Annotated in this window: 22 protein-coding genes; 12 read left to right on the forward strand and 10 right to left on the reverse strand. The window is 67.0% G+C overall.

Going from position 1 to position 26,350, the window contains the following annotated elements:
- Positions 1–23 precede the first annotated feature (23 nt).
- The 6 genes from ASG11_RS06125 to ASG11_RS06150 form a co-directional block, all read right to left on the reverse strand.
- Entirely contained in the window at positions 24–1,004 is a 981-nt protein-coding gene (locus ASG11_RS06125; protein ID WP_201781286.1) for a winged helix-turn-helix transcriptional regulator, read from the reverse strand.
- 60 nt (positions 1,005–1,064) lie between these two features.
- Positions 1,065–1,997, reverse strand: coding sequence for an NAD(P)H-dependent flavin oxidoreductase (locus tag ASG11_RS06130; RefSeq protein ID WP_055776504.1), 933 nt, complete (start codon positions 1,995–1,997; stop codon positions 1,065–1,067).
- Positions 1,994–3,139 (reverse strand): beta-ketoacyl synthase N-terminal-like domain-containing protein, encoded by a 1,146-nt coding sequence (locus ASG11_RS06135; RefSeq protein ID WP_055776507.1) that lies wholly within the window; start codon positions 3,137–3,139, stop codon positions 1,994–1,996. Before ASG11_RS06135 ends, ASG11_RS06130 begins: the two co-directional genes overlap by 4 nt.
- The gene (locus ASG11_RS06140; RefSeq protein ID WP_156363679.1) at positions 3,136–4,200 is read right to left on the reverse strand and encodes an NAD(P)H-dependent amine dehydrogenase family protein; all 1,065 of its coding nucleotides are present in this window, start codon (positions 4,198–4,200) and stop codon (positions 3,136–3,138) included. The genes ASG11_RS06135 and ASG11_RS06140 overlap by 4 nt, the downstream gene beginning before the upstream one ends.
- 9 nt (positions 4,201–4,209) lie before the next feature.
- Complete coding sequence (locus ASG11_RS06145; RefSeq protein WP_055776513.1) at positions 4,210–5,688, reverse strand: carotenoid oxygenase family protein; 1,479 nt, start codon at positions 5,686–5,688, stop codon at positions 4,210–4,212.
- A gap of 82 nt (positions 5,689–5,770) precedes the next feature.
- Positions 5,771–8,005: a TonB-dependent receptor gene (locus ASG11_RS06150; protein WP_168371706.1), complete on the reverse strand. Its 2,235-nt coding sequence runs from the start codon at positions 8,003–8,005 to the stop codon at positions 5,771–5,773.
- Between the two features lie 207 nt (positions 8,006–8,212).
- On the opposite strand from ASG11_RS06150, the gene ASG11_RS06155 reads away from it, so the two are divergent.
- The 10 genes from ASG11_RS06155 (at position 8,213) to ASG11_RS06200 (ending at position 18,413) form a co-directional block, all read left to right on the forward strand.
- The gene (locus ASG11_RS06155) at positions 8,213–8,656 is read left to right on the forward strand and encodes a nuclear transport factor 2 family protein (RefSeq protein ID WP_082472626.1); all 444 of its coding nucleotides are present in this window, start codon (positions 8,213–8,215) and stop codon (positions 8,654–8,656) included.
- 200 nt (positions 8,657–8,856) lie between these two features.
- Positions 8,857–10,215, forward strand: a complete 1,359-nt coding sequence (locus ASG11_RS06160; RefSeq protein ID WP_055776521.1) for a spinster family MFS transporter — start codon at positions 8,857–8,859, stop codon at positions 10,213–10,215.
- A gap of 45 nt (positions 10,216–10,260) precedes the next feature.
- Positions 10,261–11,484 carry an acetyl-CoA acetyltransferase gene (locus tag ASG11_RS06165; protein WP_055776524.1) on the forward strand — a complete coding sequence of 408 codons (1,224 nt, stop codon included), beginning with the start codon at positions 10,261–10,263 and terminating at the stop codon, positions 11,482–11,484.
- An 82-nt stretch (positions 11,485–11,566) separates the two neighbouring features.
- Entirely contained in the window at positions 11,567–11,995 is a 429-nt protein-coding gene (locus ASG11_RS06170) for a nuclear transport factor 2 family protein (RefSeq protein WP_168371707.1), read from the forward strand.
- 2 nt (positions 11,996–11,997) lie between these two features.
- Entirely contained in the window at positions 11,998–13,806 is a 1,809-nt protein-coding gene (locus ASG11_RS06175; RefSeq protein WP_055776530.1) for an AMP-binding protein, read from the forward strand.
- Entirely contained in the window at positions 13,803–14,333 is a 531-nt protein-coding gene (locus tag ASG11_RS06180; RefSeq protein ID WP_055776533.1) for a nuclear transport factor 2 family protein, read from the forward strand. Before ASG11_RS06175 ends, ASG11_RS06180 begins: the two co-directional genes overlap by 4 nt.
- Positions 14,333–15,097, forward strand: a complete 765-nt coding sequence (locus ASG11_RS06185; protein ID WP_236697404.1) for an SDR family oxidoreductase — start codon at positions 14,333–14,335, stop codon at positions 15,095–15,097. Before ASG11_RS06180 ends, ASG11_RS06185 begins: the two co-directional genes overlap by 1 nt.
- A gap of 115 nt (positions 15,098–15,212) precedes the next feature.
- Positions 15,213–16,010, forward strand: coding sequence for a DUF1295 domain-containing protein (locus ASG11_RS06190; protein WP_055776534.1), 798 nt, complete (start codon positions 15,213–15,215; stop codon positions 16,008–16,010).
- Between the two features lie 286 nt (positions 16,011–16,296).
- Positions 16,297–17,988 (forward strand): class I adenylate-forming enzyme family protein, encoded by a 1,692-nt coding sequence (locus ASG11_RS06195; protein WP_055776537.1) that lies wholly within the window; start codon positions 16,297–16,299, stop codon positions 17,986–17,988.
- The gene (locus ASG11_RS06200; RefSeq protein ID WP_055776540.1) at positions 17,985–18,413 is read left to right on the forward strand and encodes a nuclear transport factor 2 family protein; all 429 of its coding nucleotides are present in this window, start codon (positions 17,985–17,987) and stop codon (positions 18,411–18,413) included. The genes ASG11_RS06195 and ASG11_RS06200 overlap by 4 nt, the downstream gene beginning before the upstream one ends.
- A gap of 113 nt (positions 18,414–18,526) precedes the next feature.
- Here ASG11_RS06200 and ASG11_RS06205 read toward each other — a convergent pair whose 3' ends face one another.
- Genes ASG11_RS06205 through ASG11_RS06215 form a run of 3 tightly spaced genes read right to left on the reverse strand, consistent with a single transcriptional unit; the run spans position 18,527 to position 21,637 of the window.
- Entirely contained in the window at positions 18,527–19,405 is an 879-nt protein-coding gene (locus ASG11_RS06205; protein WP_055776544.1) for a hypothetical protein, read from the reverse strand.
- Positions 19,406–19,463: 58 nt separating this feature from the next.
- Positions 19,464–20,021 (reverse strand): pseudouridine synthase, encoded by a 558-nt coding sequence (locus tag ASG11_RS06210; protein ID WP_055776547.1) that lies wholly within the window; start codon positions 20,019–20,021, stop codon positions 19,464–19,466.
- Positions 20,018–21,637: an NAD(P)/FAD-dependent oxidoreductase gene (locus tag ASG11_RS06215; protein WP_055776551.1), complete on the reverse strand. Its 1,620-nt coding sequence runs from the start codon at positions 21,635–21,637 to the stop codon at positions 20,018–20,020. The genes ASG11_RS06210 and ASG11_RS06215 overlap by 4 nt, the downstream gene beginning before the upstream one ends.
- 111 nt (positions 21,638–21,748) lie before the next feature.
- On the opposite strand from ASG11_RS06215, the gene ku reads away from it, so the two are divergent.
- Positions 21,749–22,618 carry a non-homologous end joining protein Ku gene (gene ku / locus ASG11_RS06220; RefSeq protein WP_055776554.1) on the forward strand — a complete coding sequence of 290 codons (870 nt, stop codon included), beginning with the start codon at positions 21,749–21,751 and terminating at the stop codon, positions 22,616–22,618.
- Positions 22,619–22,648: 30 nt separating this feature from the next.
- Complete coding sequence (gene ligD / locus ASG11_RS06225; RefSeq protein ID WP_055776557.1) at positions 22,649–25,108, forward strand: DNA ligase D; 2,460 nt, start codon at positions 22,649–22,651, stop codon at positions 25,106–25,108.
- Between the two features lie 145 nt (positions 25,109–25,253).
- On the opposite strand, the gene ASG11_RS06230 is transcribed toward ligD, so the two are convergent.
- The gene (locus tag ASG11_RS06230) at positions 25,254–26,345 is read right to left on the reverse strand and encodes a catalase family protein (protein WP_055776560.1); all 1,092 of its coding nucleotides are present in this window, start codon (positions 26,343–26,345) and stop codon (positions 25,254–25,256) included.
- Positions 26,346–26,350: the final 5 nt, after the last annotated feature.

Genomic DNA, 26,350 nt, shown 5'->3' on the forward strand with positions numbered 1-26,350 from the left:
TGCGTTTCGCCTCGCCTGTCAGCCTAGCCGATCGTGGTGGATAGCGGCCCGACAGTTTGTCCGCACTGATCGCACGTGATCACCGGCACCAGCTCCGCGCCGCAGGTGCGATGGCGGATCACCTGTGGCGGGCCGGCCTTGCCCGCCAGCCAGCGGTCGCCCCAGCGAATCAGCTCGACGATCAGCGGAAACAGGTCCAGCCCCTCCGGCGTCAGGCGATATTCGAAGCGCTCGGGTTTTTCCTGATAGGGCTTGCGGTCGAGGACGCCGAGGTCGACGAGGCGGACCAGTCGATCGGCGAGGATGTTCGGGGCGACGCCGAGATCGGCCTCGAATGCGCCGAAGCGGCGGATGCCGATAAAGGCGGAGGCGATCGTCTGCGCGGTCCAGCGGTCGCCGAGCACGTCGATCGCGCGCTCCAGCATGCGTTGATGCGGGTCGAGTTCTCCGCGCGCGATGATTGATCGGCGTTGCGCACGCGCGCGTTGCGGGGGTTCGAAACCCGCGCCCGGGCCGTCCCCCGCGATCACGTCGCGCGCCGTCACCTCCTCGCCGCAGGTGGCGCAGCGCAGTTCGGGCAGGAACACGTTGCCGCAACTATGCCGCAGGCTGTGCACGTCGACCCGGTCGTCGGGAAACCAGCGCTTTTCCCAGCGGATGATCATCAGCGACGCGCCGAACAGGTCGAGCCCCATCTCGGTCAGGCGATATTCGTCGCGCGGCGGGCGTTCCTGATAGCGTTCGCGGCGAATGATGCCTGCGACTTCCATGCGTCGCAGGCGATCCGTGAGCAGGCTGCGCGCGATGCCGATACGTGCTCGAAAATCGTCGAACCGGCGCACGCGCTTGAACGCCAGATGCAGGATCATCAGCGTCCAGCGGTCGCCGAGGATATCGAGCGCGCGCCGCGCCGAATTCGACTTGAGGCGATGCCCCGAATCCGAAACGCCGTCCGCGTGCGGCTCGACATCCGTTTCGACGGCGGGGTTTTTCTCGGACTTCAACCTGCACCTCGGCTTGGCAACATAAAGTTACCGTAGCCCAAGCAGCGCGGAGAGGAAGCGTTATGAATGTCCCGTACGGCCGCACCAGCTGGCGAGACGCACCTGCGCGGCGCTGAACCCACGGTCCAGATCGTCGACGATCGCCGCCGTCGTTTGCTCGCCGGTGGTGGCATGCACCCCCTGACCGGCGGACCAGATGTCGCGCCAGCGCGCGCGGCCGTCCGCGGCGGAATCGTAGTTTCGCTCCGGCGCGCCGCCGTCCACCGTGTAGCCCGCGGCATCGAAACTGGCGCGCAGCCACGAGGCGGGCGTGCCGGTGACGGCACCGCTCACGACGATGTCGTCGATGCCGGCCTCCGCCACCATCGCCTTGTAGGCGGGGACGGCAAGGCTCTCGGTCGCGCCGACGAAGCGCGTGCCCATGTAGATCAGGTCCGCACCGGCCGCGACCGCCGCCGCGACGCCTGCACCGTCGGCGATGCCGCCGCCAAGCGCCAGCGGCCCATCGAAAAAGGCGCGGACCGCCGAGACGAAGGCGAGGGGCGAGTATTTGCCGGTATGGCCACCGGCGCCGGTCGCAACGCAGGCAAGGCCGTCCGCCCCCGCCGCCAGCGCCTTGCGCGCGAGTGTGGGGTCGATCACGTCGGCCAGCACCGTGCCGCCATAAGCGTGCACGGTCTCGATCACCGGCGCTGGACTGCCGAGCGCGGTGATCACCAGTGGCGGTCTGTACTTAGCGACGAGCGCGAGATCGTCGGCGCGGCGGGTGTTGGTCGAATGCGTGATGAGGTTCGCGGCCCAGGGGGCACCGTCGATCGCGGCGGTGATCTCGCCCATCCACGCATCGACTTCGGCGGCGGTGCGGCAATTGGTCGTCGGGAAGGATCCGACGATGCCCGCGCGACACGCGGCGATGACGAGCGCCGGGCCGGAGACGAGGAACATCGGCGCGGCGATCACCGGCAGCCGCAAGTTGAGGCCAAGCCGGTTCATGCGATCCGCTCGACGATCATCGCCGCGCCGACCCCAGAGGCTCCAGTGACGACGACAAGGCCGTAACGGCCATCGCAGGCATCGAGCGTGTCGAGCAAGGTGGACAACAGGATCGCACCGGTCGCGCCCATTGGATGCCCCTTGGCAAGATGCCCGCCCGACGCGTTCACCCTGGCCGGATCGACATCGTAATCGCGCAGGAACTTGGCGATGGCGACGGCGAACGCCTCCATGAATTCGATCCGGTCCATGTCCGCCAGCGTCAGCTTGGCGCGGGTGAGCACCTTGTCCATCGCGGCGAACCCGGCGGTGAGCGACGCGGCCGGATCCCCGCCGATCTCGCTATAAGCGACGATCTTCGCGCGGGCGTTCGCGGCGTCCCCACTGAGCGCGGCGAGGCCGGCACCGTCGCAGACCGGCGGCGCGTGCGCGACGGTATGGGTATAGGCGATCGCCTCGTCGCCGAGGACATCGGCATAACCGCTGCCGAGGTCGGCAAAGGCCGGCTGCAGGGCGGCAAGTTTTTCGGGCGTGAGGGCGCGGACGCATTCGTCGGCCGCGAGATCGCCGATCCCGATGCGCGAGGCGGAGAGCGCGGAATTGCCCTCCGCTGCGGCGGCGCGGGTCTGCGAGGCGGCGGTGGCGGAATCCATCGCCTCGCGCGATATGGCTTCGCGGGTGGACAGGCGGTCGGCGGCGACCGCGACCGGCAGATATTGCGCGGCCCGCGGCAGGTCGCGGTCGGTGTAGAAGCTGGCCTTGTCGGCCATGAAGCCGACCGCCGACATCATTTCCACCCCGCCGGCGAGCGCAGTGTCGATCACGCCGCTTTCGATCAGCGCCGCCGCCTGGCCGATCGCGACGAGTCCGGAGGCGCAATAGGCGTTGATCGTCTGGGCCGTGGCGTGGTCGGGCAGGCCGGAGGTAAGCTTTGCGACCATCGCGATATTCCCGCCCTGCGCGCCGATCTGCCCGACACAGCCGAGCATGAGCGCCTCGGTTTTCTTGGCCCCGGGCGCACGAGCATCTAGCGCCGCGACCAGAGCGACGATCAGGCCCTGCGGAGTCTGTTGTGCCAACCCACCATCGGGCCGGGCCTTGCCACGCGGCGTGCGCACGGCATCACGGATATACACGGTCATGTCGCTGGCTCCAATCGGGCATGGAACGGGGTCGGCGCGGGGAATGCGAAAAAGCCCGGCGTTGCTGCGAGCACCGCCGGAATGCCGGCGATGGCGACGGCGATCGTCGCATCGGTGAGCGCGCGTGCGGGCGGCGCAGTCGGATCGCCCTCGTCGATCGCCAGCGTTAGGCGCACGTTCGGTCGTCCTTCGATATGCACGTTCCAATGGCCCAGCCCCTGTTCGGGGTGCAGTGCAGGGTCGGCGGTCCACAGGATCGACAGGGTCAGGTCGATCCCGCTGGCGAGCGTCGCGATCCAGCGCCAGCGGGTCGCGGCGACGGTGCCGGCGGGAATCGTGCCGGCGGGAAGGACGATGTCGCGCGGGGCTGTCGTCACCTCGTGCGCCGGCGTGATCTTCGCCACCGCGTCGTTCAGCCCGTGTGCCGCAAGGTACAAGACCTCGGAAAACAGCGAGGTATAGAGCGCGGCGAGCGGCCCCTGCGTGATGTCGTTTCTCGCTGGATCGGCGCCGAACCCCATCAGGCCGAAGACGAAGTCCGCCGATGCCATCGCCGACGCATCGACCGTTTCGCTAATCGTGATCCGCTCGATCTCATGGCACAGCCCGGTCGCGGCCAAAGTCAGCCGCTCGACCACGAATCCGGGATTGACGCCCAAGCCGGTGAGCGTCGTTCCGCCTTCCGCGCACGCCAACAGCAACGGTGCGACATAGTCCGCGCCGTGCGCCTCGGGGTAATGGAAGCCTGCGGTTGAAATGACGTTCTTGCCGCTGGCCAGCAGGCGCGCGACATCCGCGTTCATCGCGTCATAAGGCAGCGTGATGCGCGGCGTGTGAATCACGACATCCGCGTCCAGCGCCAGGATCCGGTCGATATCGCCGGTGCAGATTACCCCCGTCGCCGGGCGCTTGGCGATTTCGCCCGCGTCGCGCCCGGCCTTCTTGGGCGAATAGACGTACACGCCCACCAGTTCGAGATCGGGATGGTCGATGATGCGGCGCAGCGCCGTGCGGCCCATCGCCCCCGTCGCCCATTGGATGACGCGGATCGGTCTCGGCAACGTCACGCTTCAGGCGGCGCTGCGGCCGGTCTCGATGAACGCCCGGTCGGCCCATACCGCGTGCGTCCCGCTGCTCAATTTGTGCGGCAGGGCGATGCGGCACACCGGCCCGGCGGCGAAATTCTTCGCGTCGATCAGCACGCATTCCGATCGCCCGCGATTCTCGTCGATCAGGAAGCTGACGATATAGCCGTCATCCTCGTCCACCGCGCCGATGCGTGGCGCAAACGGCGCTTCGCTGGCATAGACGCCCTCGGGCAGGGTCACGCGTTCGTCGGTGCCGGTTTTCAAATCGTGCTTGATCAGGCCGTTGAACAGGAACCAGCCCGGCTTTGACGTGACCGAATAGGCATAACGATAGGGCTTGCCGGCGACGCGCGCATTCATCATGCCGAATTCGACCGTCTCGTCCGACAGCCGCTCCTCGCGCGTCTCGCCGGTCGCGAGATTGAAGCGCCAGCGATGCAGTCGGCTGCGGAAACTGTGCATGTCGAGCAACGCCATCATATGCTCGTGTCCCTCGACCGAGCCGGCGAGCGGACGCGGCGTGGGATCCTCCTGGAAATAGCCGTCGAGCACGAGTTCTTCGCCCTCTTCATAGGCGTTGAGGAAATGCAGGACGTAGCAGGGTGCGGCCTCGAACCACTTGATGTCTTCGGGCCCACCGTGCCGCGGCACGACCGCGAAGCGCGACTTCATGTCGCGAAAGAAGCGCACCGCATGCACGTCGCGTTCGAGCAGCTTCGGATCCCAGAAGACCGGGAAATCGTTGAAGATCGAGTATTTTTCGCTGAAGGCCATGTCGTGCGGCAGTCGCGGACCGGGCAGGGGAATCGGGATATAGCTCTTCAGCTTCCCATCCGCGCCGACCACGCCGTAATGCATGTACGGCGCATGCTTCGAATAGTTGAAGAACAAGAGTTCGCCGGTCGCCTCGTCGACCTTGCAATGCGCCGACACGCCGTCGATCGGTGCCCAGGGCGCGACGCCGAGATCCTCGAGCGTCTCGGGATCCATCGTATAGGCCTCGCCGCACTGATAGAAGGTCGACAGCAACTTGCCGGCATGCACGACCACGTCGGTGCTGGCATTGTCCTTCAGGCTGCCATGCGCGCCATAGCCCGGGCGCACCGACGTGCCGACCGGATCGGCAAGGCCGCCCCACAGCGACCTGCCCGCCTCCTGCTCCGCCTGGAAACAGCGCGTGCGAACGAAGCGATTGCGATACGATGCCGTGCCCTGGTTGAACGAGATCTGGTGGATCATCGCATCGCCGTCGAAGGGGTGGTGGCGGCCGAGGGGTTGATGGAGCTGATTCTCGGTGTTGCGGAGGTAGACGCCGTCGATGTCGGACGGAATCACGCCTTCGATCACGTCGAGATCCTCGGCGTCGACCTCCTCGTGCAGCGGCGTCCACGCGCCGTTGAGATACGGGTGGTTGCTCGGTTCGAGGCTGGTGACGACCGGCGGATGTCGTTCGAGCTTCATGGGTGCGTCCTCATATCCTGATCGGCTCGACTAACAGCGCCGGTCTTGTAAAGCAAGTGACAAGCAAGTGCCTGATGCCCTGTCAGAATTTGCCCGACAGGCGCACACCATAGGTCCGCGGCGCGCCGTACAGCGACGCCTCGTCGCCGAGGAACGGGATCACGCTGGTGCGATAGAGCTTGTTGGTCAGATTCTTCGCCCACAAGGTCACCGCCCAGCGCTCGTCCGCCCGGCCGAAGCCGATCCGCGCATCGAGCAGGCCGTAGCCGGGTTCGAAATTCAGATTCTCCGGGCCGTAGAAGAACTTGTCCTGATAGGTGTAATCGGCGTGCGCCTTGATCGCATAGCGATCGCCGACCGGCAGCTTGTAGTCCGCCGCGATCGAATATTGATAGTCGGCGGTGCGTGCCAGCTTGTTGCCGGTATAGACGATGTTGCGCCGGGGATCGGTGTAGTTCTTGTATTTGGCGTCGAGCACCGATCCGGACCCCGAAAGCGACAGCCCGTCGGTGATCGCGACCGACAATTCGCCCTCGATGCCCTGGATCTTGGCGCTGGCGGCGTTGGTCACGACCGTGGTGAGCAGGACGTCGTCGAGCTGTTCGACCTGCAGATTGCTGAAATCGAGCCGGAACGCGGCGAGGTTCAGGCGCACGCGGCGGTCGAACAGGTCGCTCTTGAAGCCCAGTTCGTAGTTCCACGCGGTTTCCGGATCGAACGGGCGCGAGGCGGTGGCGGCATCGGGAGTCGCCGCCTGCCAGCCGCCGCCCTTGAAGCCCTTCGCCGCCGAGGCGTAGAGCAGGATCGACGGAGTCGCCTTCCATTCCAGCGCGAAGCGCGGCGTGGCTTCCTTCCACGTCTTCTTGACGCTGATCGCATAGGGCGTCTTGAGCGGTGCCGGGGACAGGATGTCGCCGGCGGGGCCAAAGCTCAGGATCCGCGCGGTGGCGTCCATATCCTTGTGATCGATCGTGTACCGCGCGCCGGCCGAGGCGGTGAAGCCGGGCAGGATTTCATATTCCAGTTCGCCGAACGCCGCATAGTTCGAGGTGATGCCGGCCTGGCGGAAGACGTTGTCGCCATCCAGACTGTCGCGCGTGCCGCCGGGGCCGCCGGGCAGCGCCGAGCGGGCGGTATTCTGCGAACTGCGCCGCGTATCCTCGCGCAGATAATAGAGGCCGACCAGCCAGCTGAACGGACCGCTCTTGTCGGAGGCGAGCCGCACTTCCTGCGTGATGCCGCTATACTTTTCCGACTGGGTCAGCACCGAATCGGTGAAGGACGGCGGTGCGCCGGCCCCGGCCTGGCTGAAGCGCTGGCCCGAATTGCCGAGGCGGAGCGCGGCGAGATAGGTCAGCTTGGCCTGGCCGAGATCGTAATCGGCACGGGCGGTGAAGCCGTAGGTGTTACGGCGATTATATTGGAGATAGGGCGTTTCGGTGACGCGCGGATCCTTCGAGATCTGCCCGGCAGTGATCGGGCCGATCCCGGCCCGCGTCGGATCGTCGACCGCGTGGCGCGCCTGCCCGCCGCCCTCGTCGTGGCTGGCATCGGCGATGAAGTTCAGCGTCAGCCGGTCGCTGGCATTGACCAGCACGGAGGCGCGGCCGGCATAGCCTTCGGCATCGTCGAGTTCCTGGCCGTTGACGATGTTGCGGCTGAACCCGTCGTGCCGGTTCTGCTGGAACGAGATGCGCGCGGCGGTCGAGTCCGACAGCGCCCCGGTCACGTTCGCCTCGGACTGGATCGTGCCGTAGTTGCCGACCGAGACATAGCCGCCGGCACCGAAATCGAATTTCGGGGTGGCGGTGATGATGCTCACCGCGCCGCCGACGACGTTCTTGCCGAAGATGGTACCCTGCGGCCCGCGCAGCACCTCGACGCGCTCGACATCGAAGATCGGCGGCGTCGCCGAGCCACGGCGGCCGATATAGACTTCGTTGATGAACAGGCCGATCGAAGGATCCGCGCTGGCGCTGGTCAGGCGCACCGTGCCGACGCCGCGAATGAACGCTTCCTGCTCCAGCGACCCTTGCGCCTGGAAGGTGAAGCTCGGCGTGCGCCCGGCGATCGCCGACAGATCGGTGATCTGGCCGTCGCGCAACGCCGTGCCGCTGAACGCGGTGACCGCGATCGGCACGTTCTGCAGGCTTTCCGACCGCTTGCGCGCGGTGACGATGATCTCTTCGAGCTGCGGCCCTTCCTCGACCTGAGCGGGCGCATCGATCGGCGTCGCCGGACCGGCGGTCGATTGGGCGAGAGCCGGCAGGGCCGTACCCAAAGCGGCGATGCTCGCCGACGCCAAGGCTAGACGCATTACACGCGCACAGGTGTTCGTGGCCATTTCAGTCCCTCCCAAAGATGTCGTCCGGCCTTGTTGGCCGTGTCGCGCTCACTCGGTCTTCTTAAGCAAGCCGATGCTGTTTTCGCCAATGTGACTTGCTTGTCAAGACTAACTCGATTGACACGTCCGCCGCGCTGCGCCAACCTCACTTGCATAAAACGACTGTCATAGGAGAGCAGCATGACCGACACGGCACTCGACGCGCGCAACGACACGACCAGCGACGCGCACAAGATCGATATCGCGACTCGGATGATCGCCGCGTGGAAGGCGATGGACTGGGACGCAGCCGCCGCTTTGTTCGCCGAGAACGGCGTGCTGCATTCGATGATGGTCGATCCGATCGAGGGCCGCGAGGCGATCCACAAGCGCATTTCCGGCCTGGGGGAACTGGCGACCGAGATCGTCCTCGACGTCAGCAACATGGGCGTGATCAACGGGATCCTGTACATGGAGCGGGTCGATCGTTTCGTGTACAACGGCAAGACCGGCGCGGTGCCGGTGACGGGCGTGTTCGAATTCGACGGCGACGGCCTGATCAAGGTGTGGCGCGAATATTACGATCGCGGGCAATTGCTGAGCGAAATGGGCGTCGCGACGGACTTCGACCACGAGACCCGCTGACATGGCCGTCGCCGATCGACAGTCGGCCGTCGGAGAGCGTCTTGCTATCCGTTCACCGTCACCCCGGATACTTCGACTTCGCTCAGCAGGGCCCTTTTCCGGGGTCCGCCGTGCCGCAAACCCGGCGTTCAATTCGCTATCGGTGTCAAAAGCCGCCTGGTGGACCCCGGAACAAGCCCGGGGTGACGAAGAGATGCTGAATGTCGATCCGTCCTAGCCCCACCGCCGTCCCAGCACTCGCGCCCGTCGCGGCTTGGCCGAACCCGGCGCGCAGCTGGTTCGCGGTGGCGGTGCTGACTCTAGGCTACACCGTGTCGTTCGTCGATCGCACGATCCTCAGCCTGTTGATCGATCCGATCAAGGCCGATCTGGGATTGAGCGACACGCAGATCGCGTTGCTGCAGGGGCTGGCGTTCGGCCTGTTCTATACCGTGATGGGCATGCCGCTCGGCTGGCTGGTCGATCGCACGTCGCGGCGACGGGTGGTGGCGATCGGCGTGACGACCTGGTGCCTGGCGACGGCGGCGTGCGGGCTGGCGGGAAATTTCTGGCACCTGTTCCTCGCCCGGATGGGCGTGGGGGCGGGAGAGGCGAGCCTTTCCCCGGCGGCGATCTCGATGATCGGCGACAGCTTTCCGGCCGAGCGCCGCGCGTTTCCGATCAGCGTCTATTCGATGGCCTCGTCGGTCGGCGCGGGTCTCGCGCTGATGGTCGGCGGGACGGTGATCCAGCTGATCTCGGCGCAACCGCGTTTCGCCCTGCCGATCGTGGGCGAGGTCGCGCCGTGGCAGGCGACGTTCATTCTGGTCGGGCTGGCCGGGTTGATCGTCGTGCTGCTGCTCGCGTTCGTCACCGAACCCGTCCGGCGCGAGGTGCTGGTGCGCGAGGAAAGCGGCAGCGGACTGATCCCGCATCTCAACCGCCACCGCGCCTTTCACCTGCGGCATCTCGGCGGCATGGCGCTGTATTGCGTGCTGATCTACGGCGTCCTGTCCTGGATGCCGGCCTATTTCATCCGCACCTTCGGCTGGACGCCGGGGCAGGTCGGCCTGCGCTACGGGCTGGTGGTGACGGTGTTCGGCGGCTTCGGACTGGCCTTTGCCGGCTGGCTGTCGTCGCATCTCGCGGTGCGCGGGGTGAAGGCGGCGAGCCTGAAGATCACCGGCTGGTCGATCCTGATCGTCACGCCGTTGCTGGTCGCCGCGTGCCTCGCGCGCGACGGCTGGACGGCGGTGTTCATCCTCGCGCCGGCGATGGTCTTCTTCACCGCATCGGGCGGACTGGCGGTATCGGCCCTGTGCGAGGCGGCACCCGGCAACCTGCGCGGGCGGACGGCGGCACTCTATTATTTCGTCCTCGGCATCGTCGGGCTGACGGTCGGCCCGGTCAGCGTCGCGCTGATCACCGAGCATCTGTTCCACGATCCGAACGCGCTTGGGCCAGCTATCGCGCTGGCCACGGCCGTGCTCGGCCCGATCGCGGGGCTGCTGGTGCTGAGCGCGATCCGGCCGTTCGCATCCGCGGTGGATGCGCTTGCCACGGCCGCCAAAGCGGCATAAGCTTGTTTAAAGAGACTGACTAATCGTCGGCGAATCGGAGCGGACATGACCTATATCCTCGGCGGCTGGCAGAGCGACTTTTCCGACAATTGGGCGCGGCGCGGCATCGACATGGCCGACGCCTTTTCCGAGACGATCGAGGCCGGGCTGGAGGCGACGAAACTCGATCCTAAGGACGTAGAGACCGGGCATGTCGGCAATTTCGTCGGCGAACTGTTCGCCGGGCAGGGGTTGCTCGGCGGGTTTTTCGGGCTGGTCCATCCCGATTTCGACGGGCTGCCGACCTCGCGTCACGAAGCGGCCTGCGCCTCGGGTTCGGTCGCGATCCTCGCCGCCACCGCGGAGCTGGAGGCCGGGCGCTACGACCTCGCCTGCGTGCTGGGGATGGAGCAGATGCGCAACGTGCCGGGCAGGACGGCGGCGCAGCACCTGGGCGCGGCGGCCTGGACCGGCCACGAATTCGGCGACGCGCAATTCGTCTGGCCGCGTGCGTTCTCGGACCTGACGGAGGAATATGACCGCCGCTACGGCATCGACGCGCGCCATCTGAGCCGCATCGCCGAGATCAACTTCGCCAACGGCAAGCGCAATCCCAACGCTCAGTCGCGCGACTGGCAGTTCACGCCGGAAAGCTTCACGCAGGACGATGTCGCCAACCCGGTGGTCGAGGGGCGGATGCGCAAGACCGATTGCGGCCAGGTGACCGACGGCGCCAGCGTGATCTTCCTCGCTTCCCCCAAACGCGCGGCGGACTATGCCGAGAAGCGCGGCATCCCGCTCGACAGCCTGCCGCGCATCACCGGCTGGGGCCACCGCTCCGCCCCGATCTCGTACAGCCGCAAGGTACAGGCGAGCGCGAACGACGCCTATGTCTTCCCGCAGGTGAAGCGCGCCGCCGACGACGCGCGCGCGCGCGCCGGCGTGGCGCTCGACCAGGTCGACCTGATCGAGCTGCACGATTGCTTCACGGCGACCGAATATATGGCGATCGAGCATCTCGGCATCGCCGCGCCGGGCGAGGCGTGGAAGGCGATCGAGGACGGCAGCATCGAGGCCGGCGGGCGCATTCCCGTCAACCCCTCGGGCGGGCTGATCGGCTGCGGCCACCCGGTCGGCGCGACCGGGGTGCGCATGGCGCTCGACGCGTTCAAGCAGGTGACCGGCACCGCCGGCGACTATCAGGTCGAGGGCGCGAAGACCGCCCAGACGCTCAACATCGGCGGGTCCACTACGACGACCGTCAGCCTCGTCGTCCAGGCGGCCCGATGACCCGATGATCACCCGACGTACCATCATGATCGGGGGCGCGGCTCTGGCCATGACCTTCCCGGCCGCTTCCAAGGAGAGACTTATGCCCGATAACATCGCCACGCTCCGCAAGGTCATCAGCAGCTGGCACGAAGCCGATGTCGAGGGCGTGCTGTCCTGCCTGCACGAGGACATCACCTGGAACAATTCCGGCGGCCTGAAGCCGCCGATCCAAGGCAAGGCGCAGATGCGCAAGACGCTGGAGGCGATGAAGGGGCGGCTGAAGAACAATCGCTGGCGCCTGTTCGATGTCGCGGCGGTCGGCGACACGGTGTGGATGGAGGGGGTCGACGAGTTCGACACGATGGACGGCACGCGTGTCGCCATCCCCTATTGCGGGATCCTCGATTACGAAGGCGGCGTGATCCGCCACTGGCGCGAATATTTCGAGGGCCGGCTGCAGGAGGAGCAGGTCGCCGGCAAGGGCGTGCGCGATACGGTGGACGCGATGCTCGCGCGGCCGGCGGTCTGATCATGGCCACCGCTCCAGTTCTGGACGACGCGCTGCCGGGATTCCGCGAGGCGAGGCTGATGCCGGTCGATCTCGCGGTCGAGCGGCGCGACGACGGCACGATCCTGCTCCGGTCGCGCGTCGCCATCGCGGACTATGATGCGAACATTCCCGCCGATCTGGCGCGCTCCGCCGCGCGCCAGCCGGACAAGCCGGCGCTGGCGTGGCGCGAGACGGGCCGCGAGGGCTGGGCGACGCTCAATTATGCCGAGCTGAAGGCCAGGATCGACGCCGCGGCGCAATGGCTGATCGATCATGCGCCGGAGGGCCGGCCGATGCTGCTGATCGCGGACAATACGCCGGCGTTCGCGATCGCCACGTTCGCGGCCTGGGCGGCGGGCCTGCCGGTGTGTCCGGTCAGCACCGCCTACGGCGCGCTCGGCGGCGATTACGGGCGGCTCGCGCATGTCGTGGCGAAGGTGAAGCCGGGCGTGGTGTTCGCGGAGAATTCGGCGAAGCTGGCGCCGGCGCTGGCCGCGCTCGATCTCGGCGACGCGATCCTCGTCACCGGCGATCCTGCGCTGGTGGCCAAGCCCGCGGTCGCGATCGATGCCCTGCTCGCCACGACGGCGACCGAGGCGGTGACGATCGCGGTCGAGGCGATCCGGGCCGACGATCTCGCCGCGTACATGCTCACTTCGGGATCGACCGGCCTGCCCAAGATGGTCGCGATCACGTTCGACAATCTCGCCGCGAACAGCGCGCAGTGCCGGCAGATGATCGGCGAGGCGGCGGGCTGGCACGACGTGATGCTCGACTGGCTGCCCTGGCACCACGCCGCCGGCGCGTTCGTGCTGCGCACGACGCTGACCGAGGGCGGCACGCTGTACATCGACGACGGCAAGCCGATGCCCGGCCTGTTCGCCGAATCGCTGCGCAACCTGCGCGAGATCCCGGTGCGCTTCTTCAACAACGTGCCGCTGGGCTACGGCATGCTGGTCGAGGCGCTGGAGAGCGATCCCGACCTGCGGCGGACGTTCTTCTCGCAGTTGAAGGTGATGCTGTACGGCGGTGCCGGATTGAGCCAGCCGGTCTACGATCGCCTGCAGGCCGCGGCGATCGCCGAGACCGGGCACCGCATCATGCTGACCTCGGGCTATGGCTCGACCGAGACGGTGTCGGCGTTCATGGCGATCCATTTCGAGACCGACCGCGTCGGCATCGGCCTGCCGGCACCCGGCGCGGTGGTGAAGCTGGTGCCGTCGGGCGATCGCTACGAGGTGCGCGCGGCGGGGCCGAACGTGACGCGCGGCTATCTCGACGAACCGGCCAAGAACGCCGAGGCGTTCGACGAGGAGGGCTTCTACCGCACCGGCGACATGGCGGTGTTCAACGATCCCGCCGATCCGGAAAAGGGCCTGGCCTTCGCGGGCCGCGCGGCGGAGGAGTTCAAGCTGTCGAGCGGCGCGTGGGTCTATGGCGGGTCGCTGCGCGACGGCCTGCTGAAAGCGCTGACGCCGATGGTGCGCGATCTGGTGCTGTGCGACGAGAATCGCGAATACCTCACGCTGATGCTGTGGCGGACGCCGGAGGGCGACCGCGACCGCATCACGGCAGCGCTCAAGACCTTCAACGCCGCGCAGCATGGCGGATCGTCGCGCATCCGCCGCGCCCTGCTGCTCGACGTGCCGCCCGATCCCAACGCGCACGAGATGTCCGACAAGGGCACGATCAACCGCCGCGCGGTGATCGACCGGCGCAAGGGCGACATCGACCGGCTCTACGCCGACATCCCCGATCCCGACATCATCCTGCTCCAGGAGCCATCATGACCGATCCCCGCATCCAGACCCTGCTCGACAAGCAGGAGATCACCGACGTCATCAACCTGTACCTGCGCGGCGCCGACCGCGCCGATATCCCACTGATCGCCGACGCCTATCATCCCGATGCCGTCGAGGATCATGGCGGAGTCTATCACGGCCCCGCGTCGGACTATGTCGCGCTGATGGCCAAGATGCTGCCCAAGGGTGGAATCATGAACCACCTCGCCACCAACATCGTGATCGAGGTGGACGGCGACGTCGCCCGTGCCGAGCATTACATCCTCGCCTTCGCCCGGATGAAGGAGAAGGGCGGCGACAAGTTCGACACGCTGACGCTGGCGCGTGCGGTCGACCGGTTCGAACGCCGCGACGGCAAGTGGAAGATCGCGCTGCGCCGCTTGGCGTGGGAGTGGAACCACGAGATGCCGCTGACCGAAAGCTGGGGCCGCGGCATGATGTTCCCCGAAGGCACCGAACTGACGCGCGGTGCGAAGCATCCGCACGACGTGCTCTATCAGATGGCGGCGCACTGATGGCGATGGACATTACCGGCGCGGTCGGGCTCGTCACCGGGGGCAATCGCGGCATCGGCGAGGCGTTCGTCCGCGCGCTGATCGGCGCGGGCGCGGCCAAGGTCTATGTCGGCACGCGCAACGTCGCCAATGCGCGGCATCTGGTGGAGGAAGGGCAGGGCAGGATCGTGGCGCTGGCGCTCGACGTGTCGCAGCCGGACCAGATCGCGGCGGCGGCCGCCGCCTGCCCCGACGTCTCGATCCTCGTCAACAATGCCGGTGCGTTCGTGAACCAGCGGCTGATCGGGGCCGAGACGATGGCCGCCGCGCGCGAGGAGATGGAGGTCAATTATTTCGGCGTGCTAGGCATGTGCCGCGCCTTTGCCGGCGTGCTGAAGGCCAATGGCGGGGGCGCGATCGTCAACGTCCTGTCCTCCGGCGGTGTCGTCGCGGTGCCGGCGATGGGTGGTTACAGCCCGTCCAAATTCGCCGCCCGCGCCGCGACCACCTCGATTCGCGCCGAACTGGCCAAGCAGGGCACGAGCGTGTCCGCGCTGATCGTCGGATCGGTCGATACGCGCATGGCCGCGCATGTCGGCGGCGCGAAGGAGAAGCCCGAGGACATCGCCAAGATCGGTTTGTCGGCGATCAAACGCGGGCTGGACGAGGTGGATACCGATCGCATGGCGGTGGAGGTGCGTGCGAACAAGGCGCGCGACCCCAAGGCGCAGGAGCGCGCGCTGGCGCGGATGCTCGACATGGACACGATCAGCACGGGACGGTGACCGTCACGCCATTCCTCCGCGCGAGCGGGGGTCGGGGGTCAGCGGCGGCGACGGTCGTGGCCCTGGACGCCCGCCTTCGCGGGGGAACACGGATGGCCGAAGGGGGAAAGATGCGATGGAAATCCTGAAGATACTGGCGATCGACGCGGTGACGGTGGTGATCGCCTTCACCACGCTCTGGGCGATCTGTTCGTCGATCCGCGACGTGACGATGGTCGATGCGTGGTGGGCGCTCGGCATGGCGCTGCTCGCGCTGGCGACGTTCGTGCAGATGGACGTGGCGACCGATCGCCGCGTGCTGCTGCTCGGCCTGTGCGCGCTGTGGGCGTTCCGGCTGGGGGGCTATCTGTTCTGGCGCTGGCGCGATCACGGGCCGGACCGCCGCTATGTCCGCATGATGGAAAAGGCGCAGGAGAAGCGCGGCTGGGGCTATGCCCGCGCCAGCTTCTGGCTGGTGTTCGTCACGCAGGCGCCGTTGCAGTTCATCGTCGCGCTGCCGGTGATGCTGGGCCAGATCCAGGCCGAGCCGGTGGCGCTCGGTGGCCTGGCCTATGCCGGCGCGGCGCTGGCGCTGTTCGGCATCGCGTTCGAGAGCATCGGCGATTTCCAGCTGACCCGGTTCCGCAAGAACCCCGCCAATGCCGGCAAGGTGCTGAACACCGGCCTGTGGCGCTACACGCGCCACCCGAATTACTTCGGCGATGCCTGCGTCTGGTGGGGCCTGTTCGCGATCGGTGCGGAAACCGGCATCGGCTGGTTCGCCCTGCCGGGGCCGATCCTGCTGACCTGGACGCTGATGAAATGGTCCGGCGCGCCGACGCTCGAATTCCGCATGCGCAAGACCAAGCCGCAATATGCCGACTATATCGCGACCACATCGGGTTTCGTGCCCTGGCCGCCGAAGCGGCTGTGAGGTTGCGGGTGCGTCCGCCCCAATTCACGTCCGTCCTGAGCCTGTCGACGGACTGCCCTTTCTCTCGAGCAATGAAAGAACAGGGCAATGCTTCGACAAGCTCAGCACGGACGGTTGGTGGGGCATGCACACCTTCGGACCTGATGCATCGGCGCCGACGCGGCTGTGATGCAACCCGCATCCTCACCTCCGTTCGGGCTGAGCTTGTCGAAGCCCAAGTGCCGCGCGTGCCCTTCGACAGGCTCAGGGCGAACGGAGTGGGAGTGCGGGGCGATGGAGAAATGACATGCAACTGACCCCGCAATCCCGGATCGACGATTTCACCGCGCGCGGCTGGTGGGGCGATCTCACGCTCGACGACTGGCTACAGCGCAATCGGGTCGAGGTGGCCGATCGCCTCGCTCTGGTCGATCCGATGAATCGTGCCGATCTCGACGGTACGCCACCGCGCCGCTTCACCTGGGCCGAACTGGGCACCGAAGTCGATCGGGTCGCGGCGGCGTTGCTCGATCTCGGCCTGAAGAAGGACGACGTGCTGACCTATCAGCTGCCGAACGTCACCGACACGGTGATCCTGGCGCTGGCCTGTTCGCGCATCGGCCTGATCATCTCGCCGGTCGTCATGCCGTACCGCGCGCATGAACTGGGCTATGTGATCGACAAGGTCCGCCCGAGCGCGATCGTCACGCGCGCGCACTTCGCGGGCCATGATCATGCCGCGATGGCACTGGCGCTCGCCGGCGGGCGCGCGTGCCAGGTGCTGGTGCTGGGCGGCGAAGCGCCGCAGGGCAGCATCGACTTCGATGCCGCCATCGCCGCCGCCGATCCGGCTCGGGCCGCCGCCTATCACGATGCCCAGCCGATGCGGCCGGGCGACGTCTTCACGATCTTCTGGACTTCCGGCACCGAGGCGCGGCCCAAGGGCGTGCCGCGCGACCAGAACCACTGGATCGTCAACGCCAAGATGGTCGCCGAGGCGGCCGACATCCGCGAGGGCGAGGTGCTGCTCAACCCGTTTCCGCTGGTCAATATCGGGTCGTTCGGCCTCGTCACGCCGTGGCTGATGCATCGCGGCACGCTGGTGCTGCACCATCCCTTCGACCTGAAGGTGTTCCTGGCGCAGATCGCCGCCGAGCGCGTCAACTACACGATCGCCGCGCCCGCGATCCTCAATGCCCTGCTCAAGACGCCGGGGCTGCTGGACAGCGTCGACCTGTCCTCGCTGCGCGCGATCGGCTCCGGCTCCGCGCCGCTCAGCCCGTGGATGATCGAGGGATTCGCGCACGATCACGGCATCGAAGTGTGCAACATCTACGGATCGAACGAAGGTGCCTCGCTGTTCAGCGACGCGCGGCAGGTGCCCGATCATCATGACCGCGCGCGCTATTTCCCGCGCATGGGCGTGGCCGGGATCGCCTGGCCGGGGAGCGAGAGTTCGGCGATGATCCAGACCCGTCTGGTCGATATCGACACCGAGGAGGATATCACCGAACCCGGCCGCCCGGGCGAATTGCGTTTCCAGGGCGCGGCGACCTTCGGCGGCTATTTCGAAAGCCCGGAAATCAGCGCGAACGCGTTCGACGCGCAGGGCTTCTACCGCACCGGCGACCTGTTCGAGATCGCCGAGGATCGCTTCTATCGCTTCGTCGGGCGCTGCAAGGACATCATCGTGCGCGGCGGCGTGAACATCTCGCCGGCCGAGATCGACGATCTGCTCGCCGGCCATCCGGCGCTGCGCGAGGCGGCGGTGGTCGGCGTGCCGGACGAACGGCTGGGCGAGCGGATGTGCGTCGCCGCAGTGCCCGCCGACGGGCAGGCACCGGATCTGGGCGAGATTTCCGGCTGGCTGAAGGCGCAGGGGCTGGCGGTGTTCAAGCTGCCCGAACTGATGGTCACGGTGGACGCGCTGCCGCGCAACGCGATGAACAAGGTGTCGCGCCGCGACCTGCGCGAGACGGTGATCGGCCTGCTCGCATGACCCTATACGACCGGTTCGCCGCGGTGATCGCGGCGTGGAACGCCGGCGACATCGACGCGGCGCTGGCCGGCATGGACGAGGCGGTAGTCTGGCACGTCGCCGCCGGGGCGCTCGCCCCGCTGGACGGCAAGGCGGCGGTGCGCGGTTTCCTGGAGGCGCTGCGTGCCGACATGGCCGAGACGCGCTGGAGCATCGGCCATCATGCCGAGGCGGGCGATCGTCTGTTCGTCGAAGGGATCGACGCGTACACCCGCCGCACCGGCACCGCCGTCGCGATGCCCTATGCCGCGGTGATCGAATTCGCCGACGACCGGATCGTCGCTTGGCGCGATTACATCGACACGCGCCGGATGGAAAAGCTGCGCGAAGGCGCGCCGGCCCCGGCGCACGTCGTCGCGCTGGTCGCGCGGTTGCGACAGGACTGAGGGTGTGCCGCTGGCCGACGGTTTGATCTCTCGGTATGTTTCGGATGAACGACAAGCGGAATTGATGAGCGAGACGAGCACTTAGCGCGACTATCGCGCGTGCCGGTTGCCGATCACTTTTGTGGAACGGGCACCTCGCGTTCGACCGGGACATCGTTGCCCGGCTCGATATAAATCTCGCCTCGGCGACGGGGTTTGCTTCTGGGACCACGGGCTTCGATCGCGCCCCAGTGGAAGCCGTCGGCCAGGCGATAGACGTGGCCGAAACCGGGGAAGGGGCCGATCGCGGTCGCGACGAGGTGATCCCTGGCGACCGCTTCTTCCAGAAAGCGCTGGCGATCGGGCGGCACGACGGCTGGGCCGGTGCCGGTCGCGCGATCCTGTTCGCGAAGGTCGCCGTTCCAGAAGACCAGCACCGTCGCGCCGCAGCGGACGCGAACCGATCCGGTGCGCGGACCTTCGGACGTAACGGCCATGCGCACGCCGGGCACGACGTCCAGATCAAAATCGGGGGTGCGCAGGCGGCTCCGTGCGCGATAGGCGTCCAGCGCCTTTGCGATCGTCGGGCCGGTCGCTGCCCGATCGCCGATATGATCGACCGCCCAGCGATCCACGAAGACCGTGGCGGTGGGGAAGGCCGGTCGATCGCCGTCAAGCATTCCGCCGCCCTGCGCGTCGTCGAGCGCCGTCACGATCACGGTGTCCACGTCGGAGGCGCGATAGCCCAGGCTCGACAGGGCAGCGCGCAACTCGGCGCCGGAGGCGGACGGGCCGATCAGGATATGGTGGCCGTCCACCACCAACAGGAAAGTGTTGCGCATCGCGGGCGAGCGATCGGGTATGGCCGCGCCGGCGCGATCGACCCCGTTCGAAAAGGCGGTGATGCGGCAGCGCCCAAGCGTGATCTCCCGGCGCAGCAAGGGCGGCGATGCGGGGCGTGGATCGGCGATGGCGGCCGAGGCCAGAGCGATCAGCGACAATGGTCCGAACATCAGCCTCTCCGATCGTCGGCGCGTATTCAAAAGGGTGGCGGGTGTCGAGCAAACGTCGCTATTTGCCGGTCCCGGGCGGAGCTTCGCGCCATGTGCCCGGCGCGAGTCCATCGGCGGTCCACTCGCCGATGCTCCACCGCACCAGCCGCAACGTGGGAAACCCGATCGCCGCCGTCATCCGGCGGACCTGCCGGTTGCGCCCCTCGCGGATCGTCAGCTTGATCCAGCTGTCGGGCACGGTCTTGCGGAACCGCACCGGCGGATCGCGCGGCCACAGATCGGGTGGGGCGATGCGCTCGACTTCGGCCGGGCGGGTCATGCCGTCCTTCAGCCCCACGCCGTGCCGGAGCGCTTCGAGATCCATGTCCTGCGGCTCGCCCTCGACCTGTACGAGATAGGTCTTGGGGAGCTTGAACTTCGGGTCCGCGATGCGCGCCTGCAAGCGGCCGTCGTCGGTCAGCAGCAGCAGCCCTTCGCTGTCGCGGTCGAGCCGGCCGGCAGGATAGACGCCGGGCAGGTCGATGAATTCCGAGAGCGTGCGACGCGGGGAGGGGCTGCCGGCGTCGGTGAACTGGCACAGCACGTCGAACGGCTTGTTGAACAGGATCAGCGTCACGCGGCGGCGATGCTCGTCGCCACCGCCTCGGCGACCTTGATGCCGTCCACCGCAGCCGACAGGATGCCGCCGGCATAGCCCGCGCCTTCGCCCGCCGGGAACAGGCCGATCGTATTGAGGCTCTGCAGATCCTCGCCGCGCGTGAAGCGGACGGGAGAGGAGGTGCGTGTCTCGACACCGGTCATCACCACGTCGGGATGGTCGTAGCCGGGGATCTGGCGACCGAATACCGGGATCGCCTCGCGCATCGCGGTCACCGCGAAATCGGGCAGGCATTCCGCGAGATCGGTCGGCGTCACGCCCGGGCGATAGGAGGGAACGACCGATCCCAGCGCCTGCGACGGCCTCCCGGCGAGGAAATCGCCCAGCCGCTGCGCCGGCGCCTTGTAGTTCGATCCGCCGGCGACGAACGCGCGCTCCTCCCAATGGCGTTGCAGCGCGATGCCGGCGAGCGGATCGCCGGGAAAGTCGCGCGCCGGATCGATCGCGACGACGAAGCCCGAATTGGCGTTGCGTTCGTTGCGCGAATATTGGCTCATCCCGTTGGTCGCGACCCGCCCTTCTTCCGACGTGGCGGCGACCACGGTGCCGCCGGGGCACATACAGAAACTGTAGACCGTGCGCCCGTTCGAGCAGTGATGCGAGATATGATATTCCGCCGCGCCGAGGATCGCGTTGCCGGCGTCGCTGCCGAAGCGCGAGCGGTCGATCCAGCTTTGCGGATGTTCGATCCGCACGCCGATCGAGAAGGGCTTGGCCTCGACATGCACGCCCGCCTCATGGAGCATCGTGAACGTGTCGCGCGCGCTGTGGCCGATCGCCAGCACGACATGATCCGCCGCGATATAGCCGCCGTCGTGCAGGTGCAGCCCGCGCATCCGCCGCTCGCCGCCCGCATCGGTGGCGATGTCGAGCCCGTCGACACGGCTCTGCCAGCGATATTCGCCGCCCAGCGCCTCGATCGTCGCGCGCATGGTCTCGACCATCGTGACGAGGCGGAACGTGCCGATGTGCGGATGCGCCTCGGTCAGGATCTCGGGCGGCGCGCCGGCCTTGACGAACTCGGTCAGTACCTTGCGGTCGAGATGCCGGGGATCCTTGATCCGGCTGTAGAGCTTGCCGTCGGAAAAGGTGCCGGCGCCGCCCTCGCCGAACTGCACGTTGGATTCGGGGTCGAGCACCGATTTGCGCCATAAGGCCCAGGTGTCCTTGGTCCGTTCGCGCACCACCTTGCCGCGATCGAGGATGATCGGGCGATAGCCGAGTTGGGCCAGGATCAGCCCGGCGAACAGGCCGCACGGCCCCGCGCCGATCACCACCGGCCGTGCGAACTCGCCGGCCGGCGCGCGCGTGGCGAAGCGATAGCTGGTGTTCGGCGTCTGCTGGACGTTCCGGTCCTTGCGGAAGCGCGCGAGCACGGCCGGCTCGTCCTTCACGTTCACGTCGACCGAATAGACGAGCTGGATAGCGGTCTTGTCGCGCGCGTCGTGGCCGCGTCGCGCGACGACGTAGCGCACCAACTCACGCGGGGTGATGCGCAGCCGCTTGCAGATCGCGGCGGGCAGCGCCTCGTCGGGGTGGTGGAGCGGCAGGGTCAGTTCGGTCAGGCGTAGCATCGCCGCTGGCCTTAGCGCGTGGGCACGCGCTGTGCCAATTCCGCGCGCGGCGGAACGAACGCCCCCCTCCCCGGGTTGAATCGGCTCCGAAATGAAGGGGAGATCAATACGATGGCCGCGCGCGCCTATTGGCAGGGGCAGATCAGGCTGGCCCTCGTCTCGATTCCGGTCGAAATCTTCTCCGCCACCAAATCCGGCGCGCAGATCGCGTTCCATCAGATTCATGAACCGTCGGGCAAGCGCGTGAAATACGAGAAGGTCGTGCCCGGTCTCGGCGCGATCGACACGGACGAGATCGTCAAGGGCTACGAGGTCGACAAGGGCGATTACGTGCTGCTCGACCAGGACGAGATCGACGCGGTGAAGCTGGAATCCAAGAAGACGCTGGAACTGACTCAGTTCGTGGACGCGAGCGAGATCGACGTGCTGTATTACGAGCGGCCGTATTTCGTCGTGCCCGCCGACGATCTGGCGGAGGAAGCCTTTATCGTGCTGCGCGAGGCGCTGCGCCAGGCGAAGAAGGTCGGGCTGGGGCAGCTTGCGATGCGCGGGCGCGAATATGTCGTCAGCCTGAAGCCGTGCGGGCGCGGCATGGTGCTGGAAACGCTGCGCTACGCCGACGAGGTGAACAAGGCACAGGGTTATTTCCGCGACATTCCCGACGACAAGCCGGATGCCGACCTGCTCGACCTGGCGACGACGTTGATCGACAAGAAGACCGCTACGTTCGATCCGGCCAAGTTCCATGATCGCTACATCGACGCGCTCAGGGATCTGATCGCGCGCAAGCAGAAGTCGAAATCGAACCGCAAGATCATCGAGGACAAGGATGACGGCGCCGCGCGGTCCGGGTCGAACGTCGTCGATCTGATGGCGGCGCTGAAGAAATCGATCGAGAAGCCGGCCGCCAAGGCCGCGGCAGCTAAGGCGCCTGTGGCTAAGGCTTCGGCGAAAAAAGCCCCGGCGAAGAAGCGTGCGTAGAGCGCAATCGATCGTGGGGGGCGGCGTTAGATGACCACCGATCCACTCGAAAAATACAATGCCAAGCGCGATTTCGCGAAGACCGCCGAGCCGCGCGGCACGCTGGAGCCCGGTCACGGCAACCGCTTCATGGTGCAGAAGCACGATGCCACCCGGCTCCACTGGGATCTTCGGCTCGAGGTGGACGGCGTGATGAAAAGCTGGGCGGTGACGCGTGGCCCCAGCCTCGATCCCGCCGACAAGCGCCTCGCCGTGCAGACCGAGGATCATCCCTTAAGCTATTCCGATTTCGAAGGCACGATCCCGGCAGGCGAATATGGCGGCGGCACGGTGATGCTGTGGGACGACGGCACCTGGGCGCCGGTGCCGGGCAAATCGGCCGCGGATCTGGAGAAGGGTCATCTGCATTTCGTGCTGGATGGCGTGCGGATGAAGGGCGAGTGGCTGCTCATCCGGCTGAAACCGCGGGGCAAGGAGCGCAATACCAACTGGCTGCTGCGTAAGGTCGACGATGCGTTCGCCGCCGGCTCGGACGATCTGGTCGAGGGCGCGCTGACCAGCGTCAGGACCGGGCGGACGATGCAGCAGATCGCGGCCGGCAAGGCGGCGAAGGATCTGGCGGCGTGGAAAAAGCTGCGCGCGCCGGTCGCCAAACCCAAGGCGCGCAAGCCGACGGCACGACGCGACGGAACGATGCCGAACTTCGAGACGCCGCAACTGTGCACCTTGGTCGATAGCGTCCCGACCGGATCGGGCTGGATCCACGAGGTGAAATATGACGGCTACCGCGCGCTGATCGCGGTGGCCGGCGGCAAGGCCAAGGTGTTCACGCGCAGCGGCCTGGACTGGAGCGACAAATTCCCCGGCATCGCCGAGGCCGCCGCCGGGCTGCCGGTGGCATCCGCGCTGATCGACGGCGAGATCGTCGCGTTCAAGGACGGTCGGCCGGATTTCTCGACGCTGAAGGATGCGATCTCGAACAACAAGGCGATGTCGCTGTTCGCCTTCGACCTGCTCGAACTGGATGGCGAGCGGCTCGAGAAACTGCCCAACGTGCAGCGCAAGGATCGGCTGCGCGCGATTCTGGACGGGGCGGACGAGCGGCTGCACTTCGCCGAACATATCGTCGGCGCGGGCGAGAAACTGTTCGAGGCGATGTGCCGCGAGGGCTATGAGGGCGTGGTTTCAAAGCGCGCCGATGCGCCATATTCCGGCAAGCGCACGCAGAACTGGCTGAAGATCAAATGCCTGCATCGCCAGGAATTCCTGATCGTAGGCTGGTTGCCGAGCGACAAGACCCGCGGCTTCCGCTCGCTGCTGCTCGGCGTCAATGACGGCGGCACGCTCCGCTATGCCGGCAAGGTCGGCACCGGCTTCTCGCAGGACGTGATGGCCGATATCGGGGCGAAGCTGGAGCGGCTGGCGCGCAAGACGCCGACCGTCGATGCGCCCAAGGCGGCGGTGCGCGGCGCGCGGTGGGTGACGCCGAGCCTCGTCGCCGAAATCGCCTTTGCCGAGGTGACGCCGGACGGCGTGCTGCGCCATTCCAGTTTCCTCGGCCTGCGCGAGGACAAGGCGGCGGACGAGGTGGTCGCGGAACAGCCCAAGGCCGCGCCCGCGCCGGCCGCGTCCAGCATCACGATCACGCATCCGGAACGCCGGCTGTTCGAGGATTCGACCGTGACCAAGGGCGATCTCGCCGCGTTCTACGAGGCGATGGCGCCGGTGATCCTGCCGTTCGCCGGCAACCGCCCGATCAGCCTGGTGCGTTGCCCGCAGGGGCGCGGCAAGCATTGCTTCTTCCAGAAGCACGACGCCGGATCGTTCGGGAAGCATGTCCATCAGGTCGATATCCGGGAAAAGGACGGCTCGACCGAACCCTATCTCTATCTCGACGATGCCGACGGGCTGGTCGCGTGCGTGCAGATGGGGACGATCGAGTTCCATGGCTGGGGCGCCGGCATCGGCGATGTCGAGAAGCCCGACCGCCTGGTGTTCGATCTCGACCCGGACGAGGGGCTGGGCTTCGACGAGGTCAAGACGGCCGCGGCGGACCTGAAGGCGCATCTGGCGGAAATCGGGCTGGTCAGTTTCGCTTTGCTCTCGGGCGGCAAGGGCGTGCACGTCGTCGTGCCGCTGACGCCCGAGGCGGAATGGCCGGCGGTCAAGGATTTCGCAGATCGCTTCGCCCAGGCGCTGGCACAGGCGGAGCCGGAACGCTTCACCGCGACCATGTCCAAGGCCAAGCGCAAGGGCAAGATCTTCATCGACTGGCTGCGCAACCAGCGCGGCGCCACGGCCGTGATGCCTTATACCGTCCGCGCCCGTTCCGGCGCGCCGGTCGCGGTGCCGGTGACGTGGGGCGAACTGGCCGACACCGATACGCCGGCCAGGTGGCATGTCGGGGATGAGCAGGCGCTATTGGAGCGGGCGTCGGACGCGTCGCTCGCCGGGTGGGGGGTGGCCCGGCAGGTGCTGCCGGACCTGTAATCGCTCATGACTTGAGATTTGACCACCGTTCGTCCTGAGCTTGTCGAAGGACGCGTTCCGATCGCCGCCGGAGATTGTGGAACACGTGCTTCGACAAGCTCGGCACGAACGGGTTTAAAGTCATTGTGCCCTAAGTTGGCCCGGATCAGCGTGCGTCGAGATCCTCCAGCTGCTTCACCTGATGCATCGGGCAGCCGTTGAAATCGGCGCGATAGCCGGCGGAATATTCGTACGCCTCCCGTCGGGCGCGGTTTACGCCGCCGAGCGGCTGATGCGCGGCCAGGCCGTGCCACGGGCTGAAGGACAGCACATCCTCGCGCGCCTGGCTCGCGCCGTTTTCCCAAGACAGTTGGGCCGCGACCGTCAGGGTCGCGACCGGAATGAACGGACTGAGCTTCTCGTCCCACTCCACCGTCGGATCCTCGACCGGCATCTTCTCCAGATCGGTGCAGAGCTGCACGCAGAATTGCCATGTGCCGCCATTCTCGATGATCCGCTCGCGTACGTCCTCGCGCAACGCATCGGGGCGGCCGTGAACATTCACGATGTCGCCGGTCACCTCGGTCAGGCCGGCCGACACCGGCCGCAGCGAGAATTTCGCGATATGGTCGCCGTAGCGATAGGGGGTTTGCGAGAAATAGGTCTCGCCCAACGGATGCACCTCGGGCGCACCGCCGAGCTGCGTGACCAGAGCGGATTTTCCGCCCAGCGCCTCGATCGCGCTTTCCACCACGCGCAGCGTGGCCGACAGCACCTTCTTGGCGCCCTCCGCCTTGTCGGTGGTCGCGGCCAGCAGCTTCAGGTTCTTGAGGAAGCTCGCGGGGTCCGGCGCGCCGAAGACGGGCGCGTTGACCATGATGAAGTCCTGCTCGCCATCTTCCGCGCCCGGCAGCCGTTCACCCGGCACGCCGAACACCTTGAGCGCGACACCGCGGCCCGAACTGACCGAATCGTCCAGGATATCGCCGGGCGCGGTCGAGATGCGCAGCACCGCGTCATATTCGCCGGCTTCGGCGAACAGGCCCTGCGCCAGTTCCGGGGGCAGATCGTCCAGCACGGTGAAGGTGCCGGTGACGATGCCATGCCCCTTGGCGTGCACGCTGCGCACGGCATGACCGTAATCCTTCGACGTCGTGTCGAGGATCGTCTTGAACGCGGCCTTCAGGCCCTGAACGGTTTCGGCTTCGTCGGGCTTGGGCTGTTCGACGGACGGGGCATAGGCGACGGGGCTGTTCATCAAAG

The sequence above is a fragment of the Sphingomonas sp. Leaf357 genome (genome assembly GCF_001423845.1).
GTDB lineage: Bacteria > Pseudomonadota > Alphaproteobacteria > Sphingomonadales > Sphingomonadaceae > Sphingomonas.